We start from the raw sequence: 22,441 nt of genomic DNA, 5'->3' as shown, positions 1-22,441 counted from the left end.
CGCAGCAGCGCCCCCGCGCCCGGACCGACCGGGAGGCGGGGGCGCTGCCGTGCGGGCGTCCGTGCCGGGTGAGAGCTTCCCTTGGCAGAGACAGAGACAGAGGGAGAGGGAGCGGTGGAGGCCCCGACCCCGTGTGTCGGGCCACCCCGGTTGCTGATCGCGGGTGGCGGGGGTGGCGGCACCGGCCTCCGGTGAAGCTCCGGGCCGGAGCGCACCCGCGCACCCGGCCCGGTCCGGCGGCGGTCAGACCTTCACCGTCACCAGCACCTCGATGTTTCCGTGGACGGCTTTCGAATACGGGCACCTGCCGTGCGCCTGCGCCGCGAGACGCTCGGCCTCCTCGGGGCGCAGGCCCGGCAGTTCCACCGCGATCGCCGCGGACAGGAAGAAGCCGCCCTCCCCTTTGTTCAGGGCCACGTGGGCGGTCACGACGTCGTCCCGCAGGGAAACCCCGGACTCCCTGGCCGACAGCCGCAGCGCGCTGTGGAAGCAGGCCGCCCAGCCGGCCGCGAACAGCTGCTCCGGGTTGGTGGCGTCCCCCGCGCCGCCGACTTCCTTCGGGCTGGTCAGCCGCGCGTCCAGCAGCCCGTCGGAGGAACGCACCCGGCCCGTGCGGCCGTCCCCGGACGATTCCACCTCGGCGGTGTAGACGATTCCCATGCGATGTCCGTCCATTCTTCTCGAGAAGTAAGCGGAAATACCCTGCGCAGAGGCGGAAGGCGCCTCACCCAACCCTGAACTTCCTTACTCACAGGGCGCGCTACGGATTCCCGCAGTGACCGCGCGACCGCCCGCGTCTAGCGTCTTTCGCGAGAAGCCCGTTGTTCTCCCCGGCTTTTCTCCCTGGTAGTTATCCACATTTCCCTGGAATGACGAGGAGTTGGTCCCGTGGGTCCGCTGCGTGGAGTTCGGGTGCTGGAGTTCGCGGGCTCCGCCCCGACCGCTTTTGTCGGCACCGTGCTGTCCGGACTCGGCGCCGACGTGGTGCGCGTCGACCGGGCCGGCGCTCAGGAGGGCGCGTTCGGCCCGAACCCTCTGACCCGCGGCCGCCGTTCCGTGGCCATCGATCTGAAGAGCCGCGACGGCGTGGAGCGCGCCCTTTCGCTCGCCGCGCACAGCGACGTGCTCGTGGAGGGCTTCCGCCCCGGTGTCGCCGAGCGGCTGGGCATCGGCCCGCAGCACGTCCTCGGACAAAACCCCCGGCTCGTCTACGGCAGGCTGAGCGGCTGGGGCCAGTCGGGGGAGTGGGCCGAACGGACCGCGCACGACCTGGCCGTTCTGGCGCTGACCGGCGCCCTGGAGACCGACCCGGAGACGGGCTCTCCCGTCCTCCCGCCCTCCGCCTACCTCTCCAGCTTCGCCGGCGGGGGCATGGCCCATGCGCAGGCACTGCTCGCCGCCCTGTACGAACGATCGCACTCCGGACGGGGCCAGGTCGTCGACACCGCGCTCAGCGACGGAGCCGCCCTGGTCACGACGCTGGTCCACCAGTGGCGCTCCGCGCCGGGCGTGCACACCGTCACGGACGCGCCGCACTACGCCGTGTACGCCTGCGCCGACGGCCGGTACATGGCCGTCGCCGCCATCGAGCCCCGCCTCTACCAGGCCCTCCTGACCCAGCTGGACCTGCTCGGCGTCCCGGACCTCGCCGACCGGGACGACCCGGCGCAGTGGGAACTGCTGCGGAGCCAGATCGCCGCCCGGTTCCGCCTGCACGACAGCGGCCACTGGGTGAAGGTCTTCTCGGCCGTGGACGCGGGTACGGTTCCGGTGCTCTCCGCCGAGGAAGCGGCGCACCATCCTCAGCTCGCGGCCCGGAACGCCTTCCTCGAACTCGACGGCGGCCGCCAGGTGGCGCCGGCGTCCCGCTTCGGACGCACCCCCGTGGCCGCCCCCGGCCCGTCCCCGGTGCCGGGAGGGCAGACCGGGGAGGTGTGGGACGAGTGGGTGCGGTGACGGCCGCGCCGTGACCGCCGGCGGACCGTTCCGTGCGGGCGCCCGCGGGATCACTCCGTACACCCCGCGGGCGATACTTGTTCCCATGGACACGCGGAACACCGGCCCCGGTGCGGTACTCGTCAGGCGGGCCGTCGCCCGGGACGCCAAGCGACTGACCCGCCTGGTCAGGGCGTCGCGGGCGTACGAGGGTCCCTGGGCGCCCATGGTCGAGGGCTACCGGGTGGGACCCGACTACATCGAGACCCACCGGGTCTTCGTCGCCGCCGACGGGGCCGGCGGCCCGGTGCTCGGCTTCTACTCCCTCGTACTCGATCCGGGGAACGCGAGCGGACCGGGCGCCACCGGTGAACTCGACCTCATGTTCGTCGCCGACGCCGCCCAGGGGCGGGGGATCGGCCGGCGCCTGATCGCGCACTTGCGCGAGGAAGCGGGCCGCGCCGGTCTCGACGCCGTCCGGGTGGTCTCCCACCCGCCCTCCGAGGGCTTCTACCGCAGCGTCGGCGCCGAACGCACCGGTACCGCACCCGCGACCCCGCCGTACGTGATGTGGGACCGGCCCGAGCTGACGCTCACCATCGCCTGAGTCGCCGCGCCGCCGGACCGAGCGCGCCGGGGTGCTCAGCGCCCCTCATCCGCGGGATTCGGCGCGACGGGCGCGGGGAAGGCGTAGGACCCGGCCGGCGGCGCACCGCCCCGGCGGTCCACGCCGACGAGGGGAGATCCGCCGTGACACTCGCACGGGACGACGGACGTCAGGAGAGCGCCGAGGAGCGGGCGGACCGGCGGTGGACGGACCTGCTCCAGGAGCTCAGGGTCGCGCAGACGGGCGTACAGATCCTCTTCGGTTTCCTGCTCGCCGTGGTGTTCCAGCCCCGGTTCGCCGAACTTGGGACCACCGACCGCAACATCTACGTCGTCACGGTGATATTGGGCTCCTCGACGGCCGCCGCCCTCATCGGCCCCGTCTCCTACCACCGGCTGCTCACCGGACGCCGGCTGAAGCCGCAGACCGTGACCTGGGCCTCGCGGCTCACGGTCCTCGGGCTCGTCCTGCTCTTCGGCACCATGTGCAGCGCGCTGCTGCTCATCCTGCGGGTGGCGCTCCACAACCACCTGGCGCTCTGGCTCGTCGGCGGTATGGCGGTGTGGTTCGCCGTCTGCTGGTTCGTCTTCCCGCTGTGGGCGATCGCCCGCGACCACGGGCAGGGCACCACCGGTCCCGCGGAGTCCTGACCCGGGCCGCGGGGCCTCCTGGCCGAACCCGCCTCGGGCCGAACCCGCCTCAGGTCAGACCCGCCTCCGGGCTGCTGGCGTCCGTGACACCGAAGACCGCGCCGTCGGGGTCACGCACCACGGCTTCGGTACCGCCCCGGACCTCGTTGAGGGCGGTGACCGTGCCGCCGGAGCGGAGGACCGCTTCCGCCGTCTCGGTCACGTCCTCCACCAGGAACTGCACCTGCCAGTGGGGGCGCAGCACCGGATCGGGTGAGGCCTCCACCGCCCCGGAACTGATCCGCGCCAGGGGGCGTCCCTCGAAGCGCACGATGACCTCGTCCTCCTCGTAGGAGACCTCGCAACTCCCGGGCCGGCCGCTGGCCCAGTCGAGTACTCCGCCGTAGAAGATCGCCGCGTCGAACGCGTTCCGCGTGCGCAGCCGCAGCCAGGCGTACGAGCGGTCGGCAGGCGTGGACCGCGGGGCGGGGGGCGAGAGGCGCTCCCAGAGCCCGAAGACCGCGCCGTCCAGGTCGGACGCCAGGACCCCGCGCCCCTCGTTGAGCGTCAGCGGCCCCACCGCCACCGTCGCGCTGCGCTCGCGGACGCGCCCGGCCGCGACGTCCGCGTCCTGGACGGCGAAGTACGGCAGCCAGGCGACAGCGGTCTGGTACGAGGACGAGACGCCACCGATGCCCGCCAGCGGCACCCCGCGCAGGCGGGCGACGCAGAACTCGGGGCCGAGCTTGCTGGGGTGGAAGGTCCAGCCCAGGGCTGCGCCGTAGAAGTGCTGCGCGGCTTCCAGGTCCCGGGTCAGCAGGTTGACCCAGCAGGGTGCCGCCGCGCCGGTCAGCGGCGCGGCGGCGGGGGGCGTACGGGGATCGCTACCGGTCATCTTCACACTGCCTTCGTCCGCTCGGGCGGGCCCGTCTGCCGACGTGCGCCGGGCCAGAACCAGCGTCGGCCGACCGGACCGGTCCCGCAACACGCGGCCGGGCGCTTCCCTCGACCCGCGCCTTCAGACCCCGTCACGGGGAGGCGCGTTGGTGATGTCGAGGTAGACGTGGTCGGCCTGGGGCCAGGTCCGGTTGACCGTCCTCCTGATGCGGACGGAGACGCGCTCGATCTCCTCGCTGTCGATGCCCGGCGAGAGGTCGACCCGCGCGGCCACCAGGACCGAGTCGAGCCCCAGCCGCATGGTGAGGAGGGACTCGACGTTGTCGATCTCCTCCTGGCGGCCGAGAAAGTCCTCGATTTCCTTCTGCAACCCGGGGTCGGCGGACTCGCCGATCAGCTGGTCGCGGGCGTCCCGGCCGAGCCGGAAGGCCACGTAGACGAGCAGCAGCCCGATGGCCAGCGAGGCGGACGCCTCCCAGACGGCGTTCCCGGTGACCAGGTGCAGCGCCATGCCGGCCATGGCCAGGACCACTCCGATCACGGCGGTGGCGTCCTCCGCGACCACGGTGCGCAGCGCGGGGTCCTTCGCGCCGCCCTCCTCGCCCCGCACCTGGTGCAGGGCCCGGACGAGCGAGGTGCCCTCGGCCACCAGCGCCACACCGAGCACGGCGAGGCCGACCGCGTAACCGGACGGGGACTCCTGGTCGTGGCTGCGCAGCGCCTCGAAGCCCTGGAAGAAGGAGAAGCAGCCGCCCATGACGAAGATCCCCACCGCCGCCAGCAGGGACCAGAAGTACCGTTCCTTGCCGTAGCCGAACGGGTGACGCGCGTCGGCCGGGCGGCGGCTGCGCCGCAGCGCCGCGAGGAGGAAGACCTCGTTCATGCTGTCGGCGACCGAGTGCGCCGCCTCGGACAGCAGGGCCGGGGAGCCGGACAGGAGGCCGCCCACGGTCTTGGCGGCGGCGATCACCAGGTTCGCCGCGAGGGCGACGAGCACGGTGACGCGGGTCCGCCGGTCGGCGTCCTTCCCGCTCTCCGCGCCCGCCGCCCCCGCGCCGGGTGCGTCCGGAGGAGCGCCGGCGGACCGGCGCTCGGTGCGTATCGCCTCAGTCACGGGGCCGGTCGCCCTCCGGCGGAGTGGTTCCGCCGTCGTGCTCCCCGAGCTCGTAAGGGGAGAGGGCGTGACCGTCGTCGGGGAAACGGTCCTCGCCGTGCACGTTCTCCTGCTGGATGTGCGAGCGATGGTCCGGCGGGATGGGCTGTTCGTCGGCGCGCGGGGGCGGCAGCTCCTTGTCGCGGCGGCGCATGCCGAACCAGAAGGCGCCGATGAGCAGGGCCACGACAGCGACCGCGGCGATGATGAGGCCGGTCCCCAGCGCTCCGGATACGGCGAGCGTGGAGGATGCGGCGGCCTGGGCTCCGTTCGATACGTCCATGCATGCCGGATACCCCGGATGCCGAGCGTCAGACAGTGATTCATTTGAATTCATGTTTTGTAGTTATATGACCGGATAAGTGTTTTGTATGGTGAAAATTGGCTACACGATGATGACCGAGCAGACCGGCCCCCGGGAGCTGGTGGCTGACGTCGTCGCCGCCGAGCGCGCGGGATTCGACTTCTCCGTCACCTCCGACCACTACTTCCCCTGGCTGTCCGAGCAGGGCCACGCCCCGTACGCCTGGACCGTCCTCGGCGCCGCCGCGCAGGCCACCACGACCATTCCGCTCATGACGTACGTGACCTGCCCGACCGTCCGCTACCACCCGGCCGTCGTCGCCCAGAAGGCCGCGACGCTCCAGATCCTGTCCGAGGGCCGCTTCCGGCTGGGGCTCGGATCGGGCGAGAACCTCAACGAACACGTCACCGGCGCCGGGTGGCCGCGCGCCAGGGTCCGGCTCGACATGCTGGAGGAGGCGGCTCGCATCATCGGGGCCCTCTTCGACGGAGGCGTGGTGAACCATGCCGGTACCCACTTCCAGGTGGAGAACGCCCGGCTGTGGGACCTCCCGGAGACCCGGGTGCCGATCGGGATCGCTGTCTCCGGACCGAAGTCCTGCGCGATCGCGGGCGAACTGGCGGACCTCGTCGTCGCCACCGAACCGAAGGCCGAACTGCTCGACGCCTTCGCCCGCCACGGCGGCGCCGGCAAACCCTCGGTCGGCCAGCTCCCCGTCTGCTACGACCCCGACCGGAGCGCGGCGGTGGCCCGGGCGCACGAGCAGTTCCGCTGGTCGGTGGGCGGCTGGAAGGTCAACTCCGAGCTGCCGGGGCCGGACGGATTCGACCAGGCCACCGCGTACGTGCGCCCCGAGGACGTGGCCGGGGCCATCCCCTGCGGGAGCGACGTGGACGAGTTCACCGAAGCGGTCCGCGCCTACCGCGACGCGGGCTTCACGGAGATCGCCCTCATCCAGGTCGGCGGGGCGCACCAGCAGTCGTTCATCTCCTGGGCGGAGAAGGAGCTGCTGCCCGCGCTCCGCACCCTGTAGGCCGCCCCCGCGCGTGATCGCCACGCGTACGCGGTGACTTCCCGGGCAGGACCCCGGGGCAGGCACTGCGCCGACTGCCGTATCCGTGTCGCCGACTTCCGGACGCCGGGCGAGCCTGGGAGCGGGCCGGCTCCGCCGCGTCCGGCTCCCGAGAAAGGAACCATGGTGAACACCACCGACAAGACCGCTTCCGAGCATCAGGAGAACTACGACGTCCTGGTCTCGCTGAGCGAGTGCACGACCGACGACGCGAGCACCGTGTTCGAGGTGCTCCGCCGCTCCTTCACCTCCGACCGGGCCGCCGCGGACGCGCCCGCCGACACGAACACACCCCGCCCGACCGTCTGGTCCGCGACCGTCGACGTCTCCACGAAGAAGGAGGCCGCAGGGCCCGCCTCGCTCGCCGGGCCGGTCACCGTCGACGCCCAGGGCGGCTACTGGGCGGTGGACCGGCTGCGAGGACATCTCGGCGAGGTGTTCTCGGTGGAGGAGGTCGGTACCGCGGCGGGGGACCAGGAACAGGAACTCAGGCTGCGGCTCACCAGCCGCTGACCCACCCGCACAGCCCCGCACCACCACCGTCCGGACGGGCAGAACGGAAGGCACCCGCGCATGGAACCCCAGCGGCTGGTCGAGGACGCGGAGACCGTCCTCCGGATCCCCCCGGGAGAGGCCGAGGGCGGCGGCCCGCCCGGTGGCCTCCCCGGACGTTCCGCCGTCACCCTCCACGTCAACGGCGCGGCCAGGACGGTGACGCTCGACCACCGCACCACGCTCCTGGACGCCCTGCGGGAACACCTCGGCCTCACCGGGGCCAAGAAGGGCTGCGACCACGGGCAGTGCGGGGCCTGCACCGTCCTGGTCGACGGCCGCCGCGCCAACAGCTGCCTGCTGTTGGCCGTCGCCCAGGACGGCGCCCGTGTCACCACGGCCGAGGGGCTGGCCGAGAACGGCCGGCTCCACCCCGTGCAGGAGGCGTTCGTGGACCGCGACGCCCTCCAGTGCGGCTACTGCACCCCCGGCCAGGTCTGCTCCGCCGTCGGCATGCTCGCCGAAGCCGAGGAGGGCTTCCCCTCCCACGCGACCGGGCCCGCCGCCCTCGCCGCGGGCGGCCCCGTCGCCCTCGGGCCCGACGAGATCCGGGAGCGGATGAGCGGCAACCTCTGCCGGTGCGGCGCCTATCCGCACATCGTCGAAGCGATTGAGGACGTGGCCCGATGAAACCCCTCGGCTATCTGCGGCCCGCCTCCGTCGACGAAGCGGTACGTGCGGTGGCGGTGCACCCCGGCGCCCGCTTCCTCGGCGGCGGGACCAACCTGGTCGACCTGATGAAGCTCGGCGTCGAGACGCCGGGCGTCCTCATCGACGTCACCCGGCTGCCCCTGGACCGCACCGAGCCCACCCCCGAGGGCGGGCTGCGCATCGGGGCGACCGTCCGCAACAGCGATCTCGCCGCGCACCCCCTCGTACGCGAGCGGTACCCGGTCCTCTCCCAGGCGCTGCTCGCCGGGGCGTCGGGCCAGCTGCGCAACATCGCCACCACCGGCGGCAACCTCCTCCAGCGCACCCGCTGCCCGTACTTCCAGGACGTGTCCAAACCGTGCAACAAGCGCGCCCCCGGCACCGGTTGCCCCGCGCGTGAGGGCGCCCACCGCGACCTCGCCGTCCTCGGCCACTCCGAGAGCTGCGTCGCCACCCACCCCTCGGACCTCTCCGCCGCCCTCGCGGCGCTCGACGCCACCGTCGTGCTCCACGGGCCGGAGGGCGAACGGACCGTGCCCGTCACCGGGTTCCACCGGCTGCCGGGGGAGAACCCGGACCAGGACACGGTGATCCGCCCCGGCGAACTGATCACCGGAGTGGTCCTGCCGCCGGCGCCCGAGGGCTCGGCGCAGCTCTACCGCAAAGTCCGCGACCGGGCCTCGTACGCCTTCGCGCTCGTCTCCGTGGCCGCCGTCCTCACCGTGCGCGAGGGCCGCGTCCAGCACGCCGCCCTCGCCTTCGGCGGTCTCGCCCACCGCCCCTGGCGGGCGACCGCGGCGGAGACCGTGCTGCGCGGCGCCCCGGCCACCGCCGAGACCTTCGCCCGCGCCGCCTCCGCCGAACTCGCCGCCGCCCGGCCGCTGCGCGACAACGCCTTCAAGGTGGACCTCGCCCGCAGACTGACCGTCGACGCGCTCACCGAACTCACCGGGCGGGCCACCGCCTGACCGGTCGGCACCTGCCCGCGCCCCGTATCCCGACTCCGCCCGAGGACCCGTCATGAGCCACGCCCCCCAGCCGCTCGGTGCCCCCGTCGTCCGCCGCGAGGCCCGGGAGAAGGTCACCGGGGCGGCGCGCTACGCGGCGGAGCACACCCCGCCCGGCTGCCTGTACGCGTGGCCCGTGCCGGCCACCGTGCCCAGCGGGCGGGTGACCGCCGTCCGCACCGCCGACGCGCTCGCCCTCCCCGGCGTCCACACCGTGCTCACCCCCGACAACGCGCCACGCCTGCACACCCCCGACGACCCGATCCTCGCGGTGCTCCAGGACGACCGGGTCCCGCACCGGGGCTGGTACGTCGCGCTGGTGGTGGCCGACAGCCTCGAAGCGGCCCGGGCAGGAGCCGACGCCGTGGTCGTCGAGTACGCGCGCGAACCGCACGACGTCGTCCTCACCGACGACCACGCCGGGCTGTACACCCCCGAGAAGGCCAACGGCGGCTTCCCGGCCGTCCGCGAACGCGGCGACTTCACGCGGGCCTACCAGGACGCGGAGAACCGGATCGACACGACGTACCGGATCAGCCCCCTGCACAACCACCCCATGGAGCCGCACGCCACCACCGCCCAGTGGGCGGACGGCCGGCTGACCGTCCACGACTCCAGCCAGGGCTCCAGCACGGTCCGCGACACCCTGGCCGCCGTCTTCGGCATCGACACCGGCCGGGTGACCGCGATCTCCGAACACGTCGGCGGCGGCTTCGGCTCGAAGGGCACCCCGCGCCCCCAGGTGGTGCTCGCCGCCATGGCCGCGCTGCACACCGGCCGGCCCGTGAAGCTCGCTCTGCCGAGGAAGCACCTGCCCGCCGTCGTCGGCCACCGCGCGCCCACCGTGCACCGCGTCCGGATCGGCGCCGACGACGACGGCGTGATCACCGCCCTCTGCCACGAGGTCACCACCCACACCTCCACCGTCAAGGAGTTCGTGGAACAGGCCGCCGTACCGGCCCGGATCATGTACGCCTCCCCGCACAGCCGGACCGTGCACCGGGTGGCCGCCCTCGACGTCCCGAGCCCCTCGTGGATGCGCGCCCCCGGTGAGGCGTCCGGGATGTACGCCCTGGAGTCCGCGATGGACGAACTGGCCTGCGCGCTCGGCATCGACCCCGTCGAGCTGCGGGTACGCAACGAACCCGCCACCGAGCCCGACTCGGGGAAGCCGTTCAGCAGCCGCAACCTCGTCGCCTGCCTGCGCGAGGGCGCCGAGCGCTTCGGCTGGTACGACCGCGACCGCCGCCCCGCCTCCCGCCAGGAAGGGCGCTGGCTGCTCGGTACCGGCGTGGCCTCGGCGACGTACCCCGTCCTCGTCGGGCCCTCCTCGGCCTCCGCGCACGCCGCCGCCGACGGGAGCTTCCTCGTCGAGGTGAACGCCACCGACATCGGCACCGGCGCCCGAACCGTCCTCGCCCAGATCGCGGCCGCGGCGCTCTCCACCGGCGCCGACCGGGTCCGGGTCGCCCTCGGCGACAGCGACCTGCCCACCGCGCCGCTCGCCGGCGGCTCCTCCGGCACCGCGTCCTGGGGGTGGGCGGTGCACAAGGCGGCGGCCGCCCTCGCCGCCCGGCTCGCCGCGCACCCCGGGCCGCTGCCCGCCGAGGGCGTCACGGTGCGCGCCGACACCGGGGAGGAGGCCGGCGCCGAGTCCCCGTACGCCCGGCACGCCTTCGGCGCCCACTTCGCCGAGACCGCCGTCGACTCCCTCACCGGCGAGGTCCGGGTGCGCCGGCTGCTCGGCGTCTACGCCGCCGGACGCATCCTCAACGCCCGCACCGCACGCTCCCAGTTCATCGGCGGCATGGTCATGGGCATCGGGATGGCACTGACCGAGGGCAGCACCCTGGACCCGGTGTACGGCGACTTCACCGAGAGCGACCTCGCCGCCTACCACGTACCGGCCTGTGCCGACGTGCCGGCCGTGGAGGCGCACTGGATCGAAGAGGACGACCCCCACCTCAATCCGATGGGCAGCAAGGGGATCGGCGAGATCGGCATCGTCGGCACCGCCGCCGCCATCGGCAACGCGGTGCGCCACGCCACCGGGGCGCGGCTGACCGGACTCCCGCTCACCCCGGACAAGGTCCTGCCGTACCTGCCGTAGGTGGTGTCCGGGACGCTCCGTACCCCGTGGCCGCCTCCACCAGCGGCGACGGTCCAACTGTTGCGCACCCGGCCCAGCGGCGTCACCCTGAGGAGTGACACAGAAGTGATGGCCGCTCACGCTTCGTGCTCAGGGGTCGTCGGTTCACGACGGACACGCACGTGGGCCTCGCGGTGAGGAGCCCCGACGATGACCGTTCCACTCGACCGGCACTATCTGGTCGAACTGCAGGTGTCGGCAGAACGCGTTTCCCAGCTGCGGCGCATCGTCGCGGCGCACCTGCGCCACTGGAGTCTCGAACTGCACGTCGGCCCGGTCTGCCGGGCGCTGGAGGAACTTCTGACCAACGTCCACCGGCACGTCGGCGGCGACAACGAATGCGTCATCGAACTCCGCTGGACCGGCCGCCATCTGACGGTGGCCGTGGCCGACAACGGCGCGGGGATGCCGAGACTGCTCGCCGCCGGCGGCGGACTGAGCCGGGTCATGGCGCTCAGCGACAGCTGGGGCAGCTGCCGGACCGGTGACGGCAAAGTCGTCTGGTTCACCCGGTACGCCGAGGTGCCGCGCCCGACCGGCCTGCTGCCCCGTACGCCGCCGGACACCGCCCCCGAGTCCCGGCCGCTGCCTTCCACGGCTCTCGCCTGACCGTTCCCGGCCTCCTGCCCGGCCGATCCGGATCGCGTGCCCCCGGCGCGCATGATCCGCGACGGCCGGGTAGGCGCTGCGACGGGCCCGCGTTGCGCCGCGCGCGAAGGCGCGGGACGGTCGAAGAACCCAGGCAAGGAGGCCACAGCCATGCCCATCGCGACGGTCAACCCCGCGAACGGCGAAACGCTGAAGACGTACGAAGCCATCGGCGAGGCAGAGATCGAACGGCGGATCGCCACCGCGTACGACACGTTCCGCACCTACCGCACCACGAGCTTCGCCGAGCGGGCCGCCCTGCTGGAGAAGGCCGCCGACCTCCTGGACGCCGACCGCGACGCCATCGCCCGCACCATGACCCTCGAAATGGGCAAACCACTGACCGCCGCACGCGCCGAGGCCGCCAAATGCGCCAAGGCCATGCGCTGGTACGCGGCCCACGCCGAACGGCTGCTGGCCGACGAGCACCCCGCGGACGAGGACGTGAAGGACTCCGGGGCCACCCGCGCCCGGGTCCACTACCGGCCGCTCGGTGTCGTCCTCGCCGTGATGCCGTGGAACTTCCCGCTCTGGCAGGTGGTCCGCTTCGCGGCGCCCGCGCTGATGGCGGGCAACACCGGGCTCCTCAAGCACGCGTCGAACGTCCCGCAGACCGCCCTCTACCTGGGCGACCTGTTCCGTCGCGCCGGCTTCCCCGCCGGAGCCTTCCAGACACTCCTGATCGGTTCCGGCGCCGTCGAGGCGATCCTGCGCGACGACCGGGTCGCCGCGGCCACCCTCACCGGCAGCGAGCCCGCCGGGCGCTCCGTCGCCGCGACCGCCGGGGACACCGTGAAGAAGACCGTCCTCGAACTCGGCGGCAGCGACCCCTACCTCGTGCTGCCCTCCGCCGACGTCGAACGGGCCGCGAAGACCGCCGTCACCGCCCGGGTCCAGAACAACGGACAGTCCTGCATCGCCGCCAAACGGTTCATCGTCCACACCGACGTGTACGACGCCTTCGCCGAACGCTTCACCGCCGCCATGGACGCCCTCACGGTCGGCGACCCGCTCCAGGAATCCACCGACGTCGGCCCCCTCTCCACCGAGCAGGGCCGCGCCGACCTGGAGGAACTCGTCGACGACGCACTCGGCAAGGGGGCTCAGGCGCTCTGCGGCGGGGGACGGCCCGAGGGGCTCGGCGGAGAGCTGGAACACGGCTGGTTCTACGCGCCCACCGTCCTCGCGGGGATCACCCCGGAGATGCGGATCCACCGCGAGGAGACCTTCGGCCCGGTGGCGACCCTCTACCGGGTCTCCGGGCTCGACGAGGCCCTGGAGATCGCCAACGACACGCCCTTCGGACTCAGTTCCAACGTGTGGACCCGCGACCCGGACGACATGGCGGCGTGCGTCCGCGACCTGGAGGCCGGCGGCGTCTTCTTCAACGGCATGACCGCCTCCCACCCCGCGCTGCCCTTCGGCGGGGTGAAGCGCTCCGGCTACGGCAGGGAGCTCGCCGGCCACGGCATCCGCGAGTTCTGCAACGCGACCACCGTCTGGTACGGCCCCACGGGGGACGGCGGGGCATGACCCGGCCCCCGCACCCCCGGCAGCTGCCTTCCTGCCGCCGCACCCGGGACGGAGCCGCCTCCACCGGCGCCGGAGCCCCGTCCACCCGGGCCGGAGCCCCGTCCACCCCCGTCGCGTCCACCCTTCAGGAGGAGACTCCCTCGTGACCAGCACCGCCGGGCAGCCGGCCCCCTCGACCACCGCGCTCAGCGACGACGAACTCGCCGCCCTCGACGCCCACTGGCGGGCCGCCAACTACCTCGCGGCCGGCCAGATCTACCTCATGGCGAACCCGCTGCTGGAACAGCCCCTCGCCCGCGAGCACATCAAGCCGAGGCTGCTGGGCCACTGGGGCACCTCACCCGGGCTCAACCTCGTCCACACCCACCTCAACCGGGTGATCAAGGCGCGGAGCCGGCCGACGCTCTGCGTCTGGGGACCAGGACACGGCGGCCCCGCCGTACTCGCCAACTCCTGGCTGGAAGGCAGTTACTCGGAGACGTACCCCGACATCAGCCGGGACGCCGAGGGGATGGGGGCGCTGTTCAAGCAGTTCTCCTTCCCCGGCGGAGTGCCGAGCCACGTGGCCCCCGAGACCCCCGGCTCCGTCCACGAGGGCGGCGAGCTGGGGTACGCCCTCACCCACGCCTACGGCGCCGCCTTCGACCACCCCGACCTGCTCGTCGCCTGCGTCATCGGGGACGGCGAGGCCGAGACCGGACCGCTCGCGGCCTCCTGGCACTCCAACAAGTTCCTCGACCCGGTGCACGACGGGGCCGTCCTGCCGATCCTCCACCTCAACGGGTACAAGATCGCCAACCCGACGGTCCTGGCCCGCCTCCCCGAGGACGAACTCGACCAACTGCTGCGCGGATACGGCCACGACCCGATCCACGTCAGCGGTGACGATCCCGCAGAGGTCCACCGCGCACTGGCCGCCGCGCTGGACGTCGCGCTGGACCGGATCGGCGAGTACCAGCGCGCCGCCCGGGGCGGCCGGTCCACCGGGCGTCCCCGCTGGCCGATGATCGTCCTGCGTACGCCCAAGGGCTGGACCGGGCCCGAAGAGGTCGACGGGCTGCCCGTCGAAGGAACCTGGCGCGCCCACCAGGTCCCGCTCTCCGGAGTGCGCGACAACCGCGACCACCTGCGGCAACTGGAAGCGTGGCTGCGCTCGTACCGGCCCGAGGAACTCTTCGACGACGCCGGGCGCCCCACCGCGCAGGTGCTCTCCGTGATCCCCGAGGGCGACCTCCGCCTCGGCGCGACCCCGTACGCCAACGGTGGTCTGCTCCTGCGCGATCTGCCGGTGCCCCCGCTGGACGACCACGCCGTCACCGTCGACAAGCCCGGCGCATCGTCCCACGAACCCACCCGGGTGCTCGGCCAACTCCTCGAAGGCGTCATGGCCGCGACCGCCGGGCGCCGGGACTTCCGGCTCGTCGGCCCGGACGAGACCGCGTCCAACCGGCTCGACGCCGTCTACGGCGCGAGCGGCAAGGCGTGGCAGGAGAAGATCCTGCCGACCGACGAGAACCTCGCCCGCGACGGCCGGGTCATGGAGATCCTCTCCGAACACCTCTGCCAGGGCTGGCTGGAGGGCTACCTGCTCACCGGGCGCCACGGGCTCTTCTCCAGCTACGAGGCGTTCGCCCACATCGTGGACTCGATGGTCAACCAGCACATCAAGTGGCTGCGCACCTCGCGCAGGCTTCCCTGGCGCCGCCCCATCGCCTCGCTGAACTACCTGCTCAGCTCGCACGTCTGGCGCCAGGACCACAACGGCTTCTCGCACCAGGACCCCGGATTCGTCGACCACATCCTCAACAAGAGCCCCGAGGTCGTCCGCGTCTACCTGCCGCCGGACACCAACACCCTGCTCTCCACCGCCGACCACGTGCTGCGCAGCCGCGACTACGTCAACGTGATCGTCTCCGGGAAGCAGCCGACCTTCGACTGGCTGACGATGGACCAGGCCCGCGCCCACTGCGCCCGGGGCGCCGGGGTGTGGGAGTGGGCGGGTACGGAGAACGGCAGCCGCGAACCCGACGTGGTGCTCGCCTGCGCGGGAGACGTCCCCACCCTGGAGACCCTGGCCGCCGCCGACCTGCTCCGGCGCCATCTGCCCGACCTCGCCGTACGCGTGGTGAACGTCGTGGACATGACCCGGCTGCTGCCGCACGGCGAACACCCGCACGGCATGCCCGACTCCGAGTACGACGCCCTCTTCACCCGCGACAAGCCGGTCATCTTCGCCTACCACGGCTACCCGTGGCTGATCCACCGCCTCGCCTACCGCCGGGCCGGCCACGCCAATCTCCACGTACGCGGCTACAAGGAGGAGGGCACGACCACCACCCCCTTCGACATGGTGGTCCGCAACGACCTCGACCGGTACCGGCTCGTCATGGACGTGGTCGACCGGGTGCCCGGACTCGGCGTCCGCGCCGTCGCGGTCCGCCAGGCCATGGCCGACGCACGGACCCGCCACCACGCCTACATCCGCGAGTTCGGCGAGGACATGCCGGAGGTGGCCGACTGGACCTGGACCGGCTGAGCCGACGGGTTCATCCGGGACCGCCCTCGCCCCCGCGCCGGGGTGGTCCCGGCCCGGGGGCGAGGGTGGTCCCGGCCCGGTCTCCTCCCGCTGTCCGCGGTGAGCGATCATGGTCGGGTCGAACACCCGCCCGAGGAGAGCCGATCCGATGACACTGCGCTGCGCCGTACTCGACGACTTCCAGTCCGTCGCGACCACCGCCGCCGACTGGTCCCCGCTCGCGGGCCGGGTCGACGTGGTCTCCTTCCCGGAGCACTTCGCCACCGAGGACGAGACCGCCGAGGCGCTCGCGTCCTTCGACATCGTGGTGACCCTGCGCGAGCGGGTCCCCTTCCCCGCCACCCTGCTCGACCGGCTGCCGCGCCTGCGCCTCCTCGTCGCCTCCGGCATGCGCAACTCCGTCATCGACCATCAGGCCGCCGCGCGCAACGGGGTCACGGTGTGCGGGACCGCCAGCGCCGGCACCCCGCCGGTGGAGCTCACCTGGGCCCTGCTGCTCGGCCTCGCCCGCAGCATCGTCCCGGAGGCCACCGCGCTGCGCACGGGGGGACCCTGGCAGTCGACGGTCGGCGCCGACCTGCACGGGCGGCGCCTCGGTCTGCTCGGGCTCGGCCGGATCGGCAGCCGGGTCGCCGCGGTCGGCCTCGCCTTCGGCATGGACGTGGTGGCCTGGAGCCCGAACCTCACCGCCGAACGGGCCGCGGAGGTGGGCACCCGGCTCGCCGCCTCCAAGGAGGAGCTTCTCGCCACCAGCGACTTCGTCTCCGTCCACCTGGCGCTGGGCGACCGCAGCCGGGGCCTGATCGGCGCCCCGGAGCTGGCGCTGATGGGTCCGGACGCCTACCTCGTCAACACGTCGCGGGCCGCCATCGTCGACCAGGACGCCCTGCTCGCGGCGCTCCACGCCGGGACCATCGCGGGCGCGGCCGTCGACGTCTTCGACACCGAACCCCTCCCTGCGGACCACCCGATGCGCACCGCCCCGCGCCTGCTGGCCACCCCGCACCTGGGGTACGTCTCCCGCGCCAACTACGCGGCCTACTACGGCGACGCGGTCGAGGACATCGAGGCGTACCTCGCGGGCTCACCGGTCCGGCTCCTGGGGGCGTGAGCCGGACCGGGCGGTCCTGGGACGGCACCGCCCACGAGCGTGGACGGCACCGTTCAGTAGCGCAGCACCGCCGCGATCCGGTGGTGCTCGTTCAACGTGTCGTCCGGGAGGAACACGACCTCGGCGCCGCTGTCGAGGGCCGCTTCGACGAGTTCGTCCACCACGTCCTCGCGTACCGTCGCGTCGCCCGCCGCCGCCTCCTCGTCGCCCACCGGCACGAGGTGGCCCTCGGCCGTGCGCGCCGTCTCCTGGTAGTGCTCCTCCACGACGACCAGCCCCGCGCGGCCCTCCCGTACGGCGGTCCACACCTCGTCGAGCCCGCCCGCGAAGGTCTTGGCCCCGCGTGCGCCGTCGAGCCGGGCACGCACCTCGGCGGCGCGGCGCTCCGCGTGCTCCGCCATCGCCGTCCCGAGCTCCGTCAGCAGCGCGGCCGGCGCGATGTCGGCGGGGGCACCCTTGGCGACGCGGCCGACCGCCGTGTGGGCGCCCTCGCCGGCGTCGTCCAGCAGTGCGAGCGCGGGCGCCAGCCCCACCAGGTACAGGGGGCGCGGGTCCGAGGCGAGCACCGCGCGCAGCTTCTCGTCGACCGTGCGGAGGAACTGGCGGGTCTCCTCGTCGGTGTAGGTGCTCGGGGTGTCGCCGATCCGTTCCATCCGCTGCGGGTTCGGCGCCTCGCTCGGCGCGGTCAGCGGGAACCCGCCCTTCTCCTCCAGGTGCACGGAGTCCGCGGTGCCGCCCCACAGGGCCGCGTGGTCGGCGGCGACGGTCAGCGCCCAGTACGGCTGTGACTGTGCCTTGGCCGCCACCAGGTTGCGGGTCAGGTACGTGTCGCTCAGCACCACCCGCTCGGGAGCGGTACGCGGCAACTGCCAGATCTGGTACTCCTCCGTGCTCACGAGGAGCACCAGTGACTCCAGGGCCCTGCGCGCGTCCACCTCGGCCGCCGCGCGGTCCAGCTGCGCCCGCAGCGCGGCGGCCGTCTCGCGCGACACCCTCGGGTCGGCCTCCAGCCGGCTCGTGGCCTCGGCGACCAGATTGCGCAGCCGTACGGCGTCCTGGGCGTTGTCCGGGGCACGGCGGTGGGTGGGCATCGTCAGGGACAGGACCGGATAGGTGCGGGGCGCCCGCAGTTCCTTGAGCACTCCGGTGGTCAGGGCGTCCGTGTCCATCGTTCCCTCCCAGGGGTTCGATTCCGGTGGAGGGCCCGGCGCGGTGTCCCGGCGGGCCCGGGCCGTTCCCCGTACCTGGGGACGGATGGCCCGACGAGTCAATTCATACCTTTTGATCCTAATATGAGCCAATTAGCCGGTGTCGTGCTCCGGGGGTTCGGGAGGTAGTCGTATGTCCGCCCTTGCCGTGTGGATGTCCGGGACCGCGGACGCGGGTGGCGCCGGGGGCCGGTCGGGAGCGACCGGCGGGGACCGGTGAGCGCCTCCGGTGCGGAGCCGTCCGGAGTGCCGTTCCCCTCCGACGGTGCGGGTGTGGGCGCGGCCGGGGCGGTGACCGCCGCGCTCGGTGAGCTGCGTGCCCGGTTCGCCGGGGTCCGGTACGGCGAAGTGGCTTCGTACATACCCGAGTTGACCCGGGCCGACCCGGACGCCTTCGGTCTCGCGCTGGTCAGCATGGACGGGCACCTCTACAGCGCGGGCGAGGCGCGCACGCCGTTCACCGTGCAGTCCGTCTCCAAACCCTACGTCTATGCCCTGGCGCTGGCCGAACTGGGGCTGGACGAGGTGTCCGCCTGGGTCAGCGCGGAGCCCAGCGGTGAGGCGTTCAACGCCATCAACCTGGAGCACGGAACCGGCCGCCCCGCCAACGCCATGGTCAACGCGGGCGCCCTGGTGGCCTCTTCGCTGGTTCCCGACTCCCCGGACCGTCCGCGGTTCGAGCGCATCCTGGCGTTCCTGGGCCGGTTCGCGGGACGGGCCCTGGACGTGGACGAAGCGGTGTACCGCTCCGAGTCCGAGACGGGCGACCGCAACCGGGCGCTCGCCTACCTCATCCGCAGCGCGGGCCGGCTCCCCGTCGACCCCGTCACCGCCACCGAGACGTACTTCCGCCAGTGCGCGGTGCGGGTGACCGCCGTGGACCTCGCGGTCATGGCGGCCACCCTGGCCCACGGCGGCGTCAACCCCGTGACCGGCGACCGGGTGGTGACCGAGGAGGTCGCGGCCCGGGTGCTGGCCGTCATGGCGACCTGCGGGATGTACGACGCGTCGGGGGAGTGGCTGCTGCGGGTGGGGCTGCCGGCCAAGAGCGGGGTGTCGGGCGGTCTGATCGCCGCCGGTCCCGCACGGTTCGGGCTCGCCTCCTACAGCCCGCCGCTCGACGCCGCCGGGACCTCCGTGCGCGGCCGGTCCGCCTTCGCCGCCCTCTCGGAGCGCCTCGGGCTCCATCTGATGCTCAACCCCGCGCTGCCCGGCTCCACCGTCACGCTCGTCACCACGGGGGAGGACCCGCCGCCCGGCAGCGGTCCGGGGGAGAAGGGGCGCGTCGCGGTCGTGGCCGCGCAGGGGTCGCTGGACTTCACCGCGGCCGAACGCGTGCTCTACGGACTCGACGAGGCCGGCTCCGGGGGCGCACCGTCCGTGGTGCTGGACCTGCGGCAGGTGAACGGGATCGAGCCGGTGGCGTACGCGATGCTCCGCCAGGGGCTGGCCCGGCTGGAGCGGGCCGGCCACCACGTGGCCCTCGCCGACCCGGCCGGTCGGCTGAGCGCCCCGCCGCCCGGCGGCGAAGGCGCCCCGTCCGGTGGTGACGGCGCCGCGTCCGGCGGTGGCGGCCCGTCCGGCGGTGGCGGCCCGTCCGGCGGTGACGGCCCGTCCGGCGGTGATGACGCCCCGCCGGACGGCGATCCGCCGCTCGTGGACCCGCCGCTCGTGGATCAGTCGCTCGCGGATCCGCCGAGCTTCCCGTCGCGTGCCGAGGCCGTCGCGCGGTGCGCCCGGGAGGCCGACGGACGGCGGTCCTGAACGACGACGGCCCGCCGTCCGGCCGTGCTCCGGGTCCACCGGATCGAAGGGTCCACCGGATCGACGGCCCTACCAGATCGACTCGACCCACTCCGGGTGGTCGATGAACGGGTTCCGGTTGTGCTGGTACTGGGCGTAGATGACCTCGTTGCGGTTCTTCTCGAAGGCGCTCGGCGGGTCCTCCTGGCTCCACTCCTTCAGTACGGAGAGCTTGCCGATGTACGGCGCCGAGCCGTTGTTCACCTTCTCGTTGGGCTCCAGGTCGGCCCACGCGTCGTCGCCCTCGTAGCGCACCGCCATGTAGAGGATCATCCGCGCGACGTCGCCCTTGTCCGCGTCGCGCGGCTCGAAGGAGTCGGCGTCGGTGTAGTTGCCCGGAGCGCCCGACACCACGCTGCCGCCGTTGTCGAAGTCCTTGTTGTCCCGGATGGAGTTGACCTGGACGTCGGCCGGCCGCAGATGGTGCAGATCGGTGCCGGGGCCCGTCGCCGTACCGAAGTCGCCGTGCGACTTGGCCCAGACGTGCTCGCGGTTCCACTGGCCGACGTTTCCGCCGTTGTCGTCCTCGGGCCGGGACTCGCCGGTGTACAGCAGGATGACGTTGCCGGGGTTGGCGGGGTCCTCGTCGGTGTCCTTGAGCGCCTCCCAGACCTGGCTGTACGAGACCTTGGTCTGGCTCTTGATGATCGTGTGCAGGGCCGCCTTGAGGGCGGTGCCGGACTTGCCGAGGGCACCCGCGTAGTAGGTGTCGTCCAGGGTGGCGGACGCGGTGGCCGGGGCGACGGGCGCCGGGGCGTCCTTGCCCGGAGTGGCCGCGGCGGTGCCGGTGAGAACGGTGACGGCGGCGAGGGCGGCCACGAGTGGACGCGCGTAGATTCTTGGGCGACGGGACATGTGGGGTGTCCTCTCCGGGACGCGAAAGGGCTGCGGCCACCCTCTGGATCGTGGGGGAGGAAGGGGGCGCGGCAGTCATGTGAAGTGCGATCTGCCCGGCAGCCTTCCATGCGCGCCGTACCCGATGCATGAACAGAAAGTGACGGTCATGTGCAGGTCAAGTGGGGATCGGTCCCACTGGCCACTCCCGCATCGGGCGTCCCGGCGAAGGCCCCAACCGTCCCGGCGAGGGCCCAGGACACGAGTGCGTCGCGGCCGGATGCGCGTGCCGCGTCGCGGCGCGAGAATTGCCGAAAGGACGACGAGGAGGCGGCATGAGCCAAGATCCCGAATCCATATACCTCACGCGTGACGCGCAGGCGATCACCCCGGAAGAGGTCACGCCGGACCGGCTGCTCCACACCGGGGCGAGCGACCGTCCCAGTGCCGAGGACCTGGTCCTCGCCTCGGGCCGGGACGTGACGCCGGAGAGTCTCGAATGGGCCCGGCGCAAAATCGCCGAGGAAGGGCGTTCGGCCATCGACAAGCGACTCCCCTGAGGCCGCCGGGCCCCCGGAGCGGGCGTGCTCGTCACGGCGGGTACTCCCGCCCGGGTTAGCCTGAACGCACAATGAACTGTTTGACGACGTCACAGGGCCCCGTCGACCTGGCCCGTTTTCCCGAGCACCCGCGCGACCCCTTCCGCGCCTGGGACGCGGCCGACGAGTACCTCCTCTCCAGGCTGGAGGGACCGGCGGAGCCCGGTGCCGCCGGACCCGCCGGGCCGGTGGACCTCTCCGGCACCGTCGTGGTGGTGGGCGATCGCTGGGGCGCCCTCTCCACGGTGCTGGCCGGGCACCGGCCCGTACAGATCTCCGACTCCTACCTGGCGCAGTGCGCCACCCGTGCGAACCTCGCCCGCAACGGCGTCGAGCCCGAAACTGTGCGCCTGTTGTCGTCGCGCGACACCCCGCCGGACCGGATCGACGTCCTGCTCGTACGCGTACCCAAGAGCCTCGCGTTCCTGGAGGACCAGCTCCACCGCCTCGCGCCCTCCCTCCACGAGGGCACCGTGGTCATCGGCGCGGGCATGGTCAAGGAGATCCACACCTCCACGCTCAAGCTCTTCGAGCGCATCGTCGGCCCGACCCGCACCTCGCTCGCGGTCCGCAAGGCCCGGCTGATCTTCTCGACCCCCGACCCGGCCCTGTCCCGCACGCCCAGCCCCTGGCCGCTGCGGTACGAGCTCCCCACCGACATCGGCACCGCCGCAGGCCGTACGGTCGTCAACCACGCCGGCATCTTCTGCGCCGAGCGGCTCGACATCGGCACCCGCTTCTTCCTGAAGCACCTGCCCACGCGCTCCGGCCCCGACCGGGTCGTCGACCTCGGCTGCGGCAACGGAGTCGTCGGCCTCGCGGCGGCCCTCGCCAACCCGGACGCCTCCGTCATCTTCACCGACGAGTCGTACCAGGCCGTCGCCTCCGCCGAGGAGACCTTCCGGGCCGGTACGGAACCGGGCCGTGAGGCGTCGTTCCTCGTCGGTGACACCCTGGCGGACGTCGAACCCGGCAGCGTGGACCTGGTCCTGACCAACCCGCCGTTCCACTCCCACCTGGCCACCACCGACGCCACCGCGCGGAACATGTTCCTCGGCGCGCGCACCGCACTGCGGCAGGGCGGCGAGCTGTGGGTCGTCGGCAACCGGCACCTCGGGTACCACACGCAGCTGCGCCGGATCTTCGGCAACTGCACCACCGTCGCGGGCGACCCGAAGTTCGTGGTCCTGCGCGCCGTGAAGCGCTGACCCCC

22 protein-coding genes are annotated in these 22,441 nt (G+C 73.0%); 16 read left to right on the top strand and 6 right to left on the bottom strand.

The window, feature by feature from the left end:
* Positions 1–243: 243 nt before the first annotated feature.
* Complete coding sequence (locus tag OG599_RS00820; protein WP_327173941.1) at positions 244–660, bottom strand: organic hydroperoxide resistance protein; 417 nt, start codon at positions 658–660, stop codon at positions 244–246.
* Positions 661–888: 228 nt separating this feature from the next.
* Between OG599_RS00820 and OG599_RS00815 the strand changes: the two genes are divergently transcribed.
* The 3 genes from OG599_RS00815 to OG599_RS00805 all read left to right on the top strand — a co-directional run bounded on the left by OG599_RS00815 (position 889) and on the right by OG599_RS00805 (position 3,192).
* Positions 889–1,956, top strand: coding sequence for a CaiB/BaiF CoA transferase family protein (locus OG599_RS00815; protein WP_327173940.1), 1,068 nt, complete (start codon positions 889–891; stop codon positions 1,954–1,956).
* Positions 1,957–2,041: 85 nt separating this feature from the next.
* On the top strand, positions 2,042–2,542 hold the full coding sequence (locus tag OG599_RS00810) for a GNAT family N-acetyltransferase (protein WP_327173939.1): 501 nt from the start codon (positions 2,042–2,044) through the stop codon (positions 2,540–2,542).
* A gap of 143 nt (positions 2,543–2,685) precedes the next feature.
* Complete coding sequence (locus OG599_RS00805) at positions 2,686–3,192, top strand: DUF6328 family protein (protein WP_327173938.1); 507 nt, start codon at positions 2,686–2,688, stop codon at positions 3,190–3,192.
* Between the two features lie 49 nt (positions 3,193–3,241).
* Here the strand turns inward: OG599_RS00805 and OG599_RS00800 are convergent, their stop codons facing one another.
* The 3 genes from OG599_RS00800 to OG599_RS00790 form a co-directional block, all read right to left on the bottom strand.
* Positions 3,242–4,066, bottom strand: coding sequence for a VOC family protein (locus OG599_RS00800; protein ID WP_327173937.1), 825 nt, complete (start codon positions 4,064–4,066; stop codon positions 3,242–3,244).
* Positions 4,067–4,189: 123 nt separating this feature from the next.
* A complete protein-coding gene (locus OG599_RS00795) occupies positions 4,190–5,065 on the bottom strand; it encodes a cation diffusion facilitator family transporter (protein WP_327179892.1) in 876 nt (291 codons plus the stop codon).
* 109 nt (positions 5,066–5,174) lie between these two features.
* Positions 5,175–5,504, bottom strand: a complete 330-nt coding sequence (locus OG599_RS00790) for a DUF6479 family protein (RefSeq protein ID WP_327173936.1) — start codon at positions 5,502–5,504, stop codon at positions 5,175–5,177.
* A gap of 88 nt (positions 5,505–5,592) precedes the next feature.
* Between OG599_RS00790 and OG599_RS00785 the strand changes: the two genes are divergently transcribed.
* The 10 genes from OG599_RS00785 (at position 5,593) to OG599_RS00740 (ending at position 16,784) form a co-directional block, all read left to right on the top strand.
* On the top strand, positions 5,593–6,558 hold the full coding sequence (locus OG599_RS00785; protein ID WP_327173935.1) for an LLM class F420-dependent oxidoreductase: 966 nt from the start codon (positions 5,593–5,595) through the stop codon (positions 6,556–6,558).
* Between the two features lie 162 nt (positions 6,559–6,720).
* A complete protein-coding gene (locus tag OG599_RS00780) occupies positions 6,721–7,110 on the top strand; it encodes a hypothetical protein (RefSeq protein WP_327173934.1) in 390 nt (129 codons plus the stop codon).
* Between the two features lie 60 nt (positions 7,111–7,170).
* Entirely contained in the window at positions 7,171–7,779 is a 609-nt protein-coding gene (locus OG599_RS00775) for a 2Fe-2S iron-sulfur cluster-binding protein (RefSeq protein ID WP_327173933.1), read from the top strand.
* Positions 7,776–8,768, top strand: coding sequence for an FAD binding domain-containing protein (locus OG599_RS00770; RefSeq protein ID WP_327173932.1), 993 nt, complete (start codon positions 7,776–7,778; stop codon positions 8,766–8,768). Before OG599_RS00775 ends, OG599_RS00770 begins: the two co-directional genes overlap by 4 nt.
* A gap of 52 nt (positions 8,769–8,820) precedes the next feature.
* The gene (locus OG599_RS00765) at positions 8,821–10,917 is read left to right on the top strand and encodes a xanthine dehydrogenase family protein molybdopterin-binding subunit (protein WP_327173931.1); all 2,097 of its coding nucleotides are present in this window, start codon (positions 8,821–8,823) and stop codon (positions 10,915–10,917) included.
* A gap of 189 nt (positions 10,918–11,106) precedes the next feature.
* The gene (locus OG599_RS00760) at positions 11,107–11,565 is read left to right on the top strand and encodes an ATP-binding protein (RefSeq protein WP_327173930.1); all 459 of its coding nucleotides are present in this window, start codon (positions 11,107–11,109) and stop codon (positions 11,563–11,565) included.
* Positions 11,566–11,715: 150 nt separating this feature from the next.
* Complete coding sequence (locus OG599_RS00755; protein WP_327173929.1) at positions 11,716–13,137, top strand: NADP-dependent succinic semialdehyde dehydrogenase; 1,422 nt, start codon at positions 11,716–11,718, stop codon at positions 13,135–13,137.
* Positions 13,134–13,283, top strand: coding sequence for a hypothetical protein (locus OG599_RS00750; RefSeq protein ID WP_327173928.1), 150 nt, complete (start codon positions 13,134–13,136; stop codon positions 13,281–13,283). Before OG599_RS00755 ends, OG599_RS00750 begins: the two co-directional genes overlap by 4 nt.
* On the top strand, positions 13,280–15,673 hold the full coding sequence (locus tag OG599_RS00745; RefSeq protein WP_327173927.1) for a phosphoketolase family protein: 2,394 nt from the start codon (positions 13,280–13,282) through the stop codon (positions 15,671–15,673). Before OG599_RS00750 ends, OG599_RS00745 begins: the two co-directional genes overlap by 4 nt.
* 148 nt (positions 15,674–15,821) lie before the next feature.
* Positions 15,822–16,784, top strand: coding sequence for a D-2-hydroxyacid dehydrogenase family protein (locus tag OG599_RS00740; RefSeq protein WP_327173926.1), 963 nt, complete (start codon positions 15,822–15,824; stop codon positions 16,782–16,784).
* Between the two features lie 53 nt (positions 16,785–16,837).
* Here OG599_RS00740 and OG599_RS00735 read toward each other — a convergent pair whose 3' ends face one another.
* Positions 16,838–17,953 carry a baeRF3 domain-containing protein gene (locus OG599_RS00735; protein WP_327173925.1) on the bottom strand — a complete coding sequence of 372 codons (1,116 nt, stop codon included), beginning with the start codon at positions 17,951–17,953 and terminating at the stop codon, positions 16,838–16,840.
* Positions 17,954–18,265: 312 nt separating this feature from the next.
* On the opposite strand from OG599_RS00735, the gene glsA reads away from it, so the two are divergent.
* A complete protein-coding gene (gene glsA, locus OG599_RS00730) occupies positions 18,266–19,756 on the top strand; it encodes a glutaminase A (protein ID WP_327179891.1) in 1,491 nt (496 codons plus the stop codon).
* Positions 19,757–19,825: 69 nt separating this feature from the next.
* Here glsA and OG599_RS00725 read toward each other — a convergent pair whose 3' ends face one another.
* On the bottom strand, positions 19,826–20,650 hold the full coding sequence (locus tag OG599_RS00725) for an endonuclease I family protein (protein WP_327173924.1): 825 nt from the start codon (positions 20,648–20,650) through the stop codon (positions 19,826–19,828).
* Between the two features lie 314 nt (positions 20,651–20,964).
* Here OG599_RS00725 and OG599_RS00720 point away from each other — a divergent pair, with 314 nt between their 5' ends.
* Together OG599_RS00720 and OG599_RS00715 are read left to right on the top strand one after the other, a co-directional pair.
* Positions 20,965–21,189 (top strand): hypothetical protein, encoded by a 225-nt coding sequence (locus OG599_RS00720; RefSeq protein WP_327173923.1) that lies wholly within the window; start codon positions 20,965–20,967, stop codon positions 21,187–21,189.
* Positions 21,190–21,260: 71 nt separating this feature from the next.
* On the top strand, positions 21,261–22,436 hold the full coding sequence (locus OG599_RS00715; protein WP_327173922.1) for a methyltransferase: 1,176 nt from the start codon (positions 21,261–21,263) through the stop codon (positions 22,434–22,436).
* Positions 22,437–22,441 lie beyond the last annotated feature (5 nt).

Source organism: Streptomyces sp. NBC_01335, from assembly GCF_035953295.1.
Lineage (GTDB): Bacteria > Actinomycetota > Actinomycetes > Streptomycetales > Streptomycetaceae > Streptomyces.
Note: the sequence above shows the minus strand (reverse complement) of the source record. Positions and strands in the feature narration are given on the sequence as shown.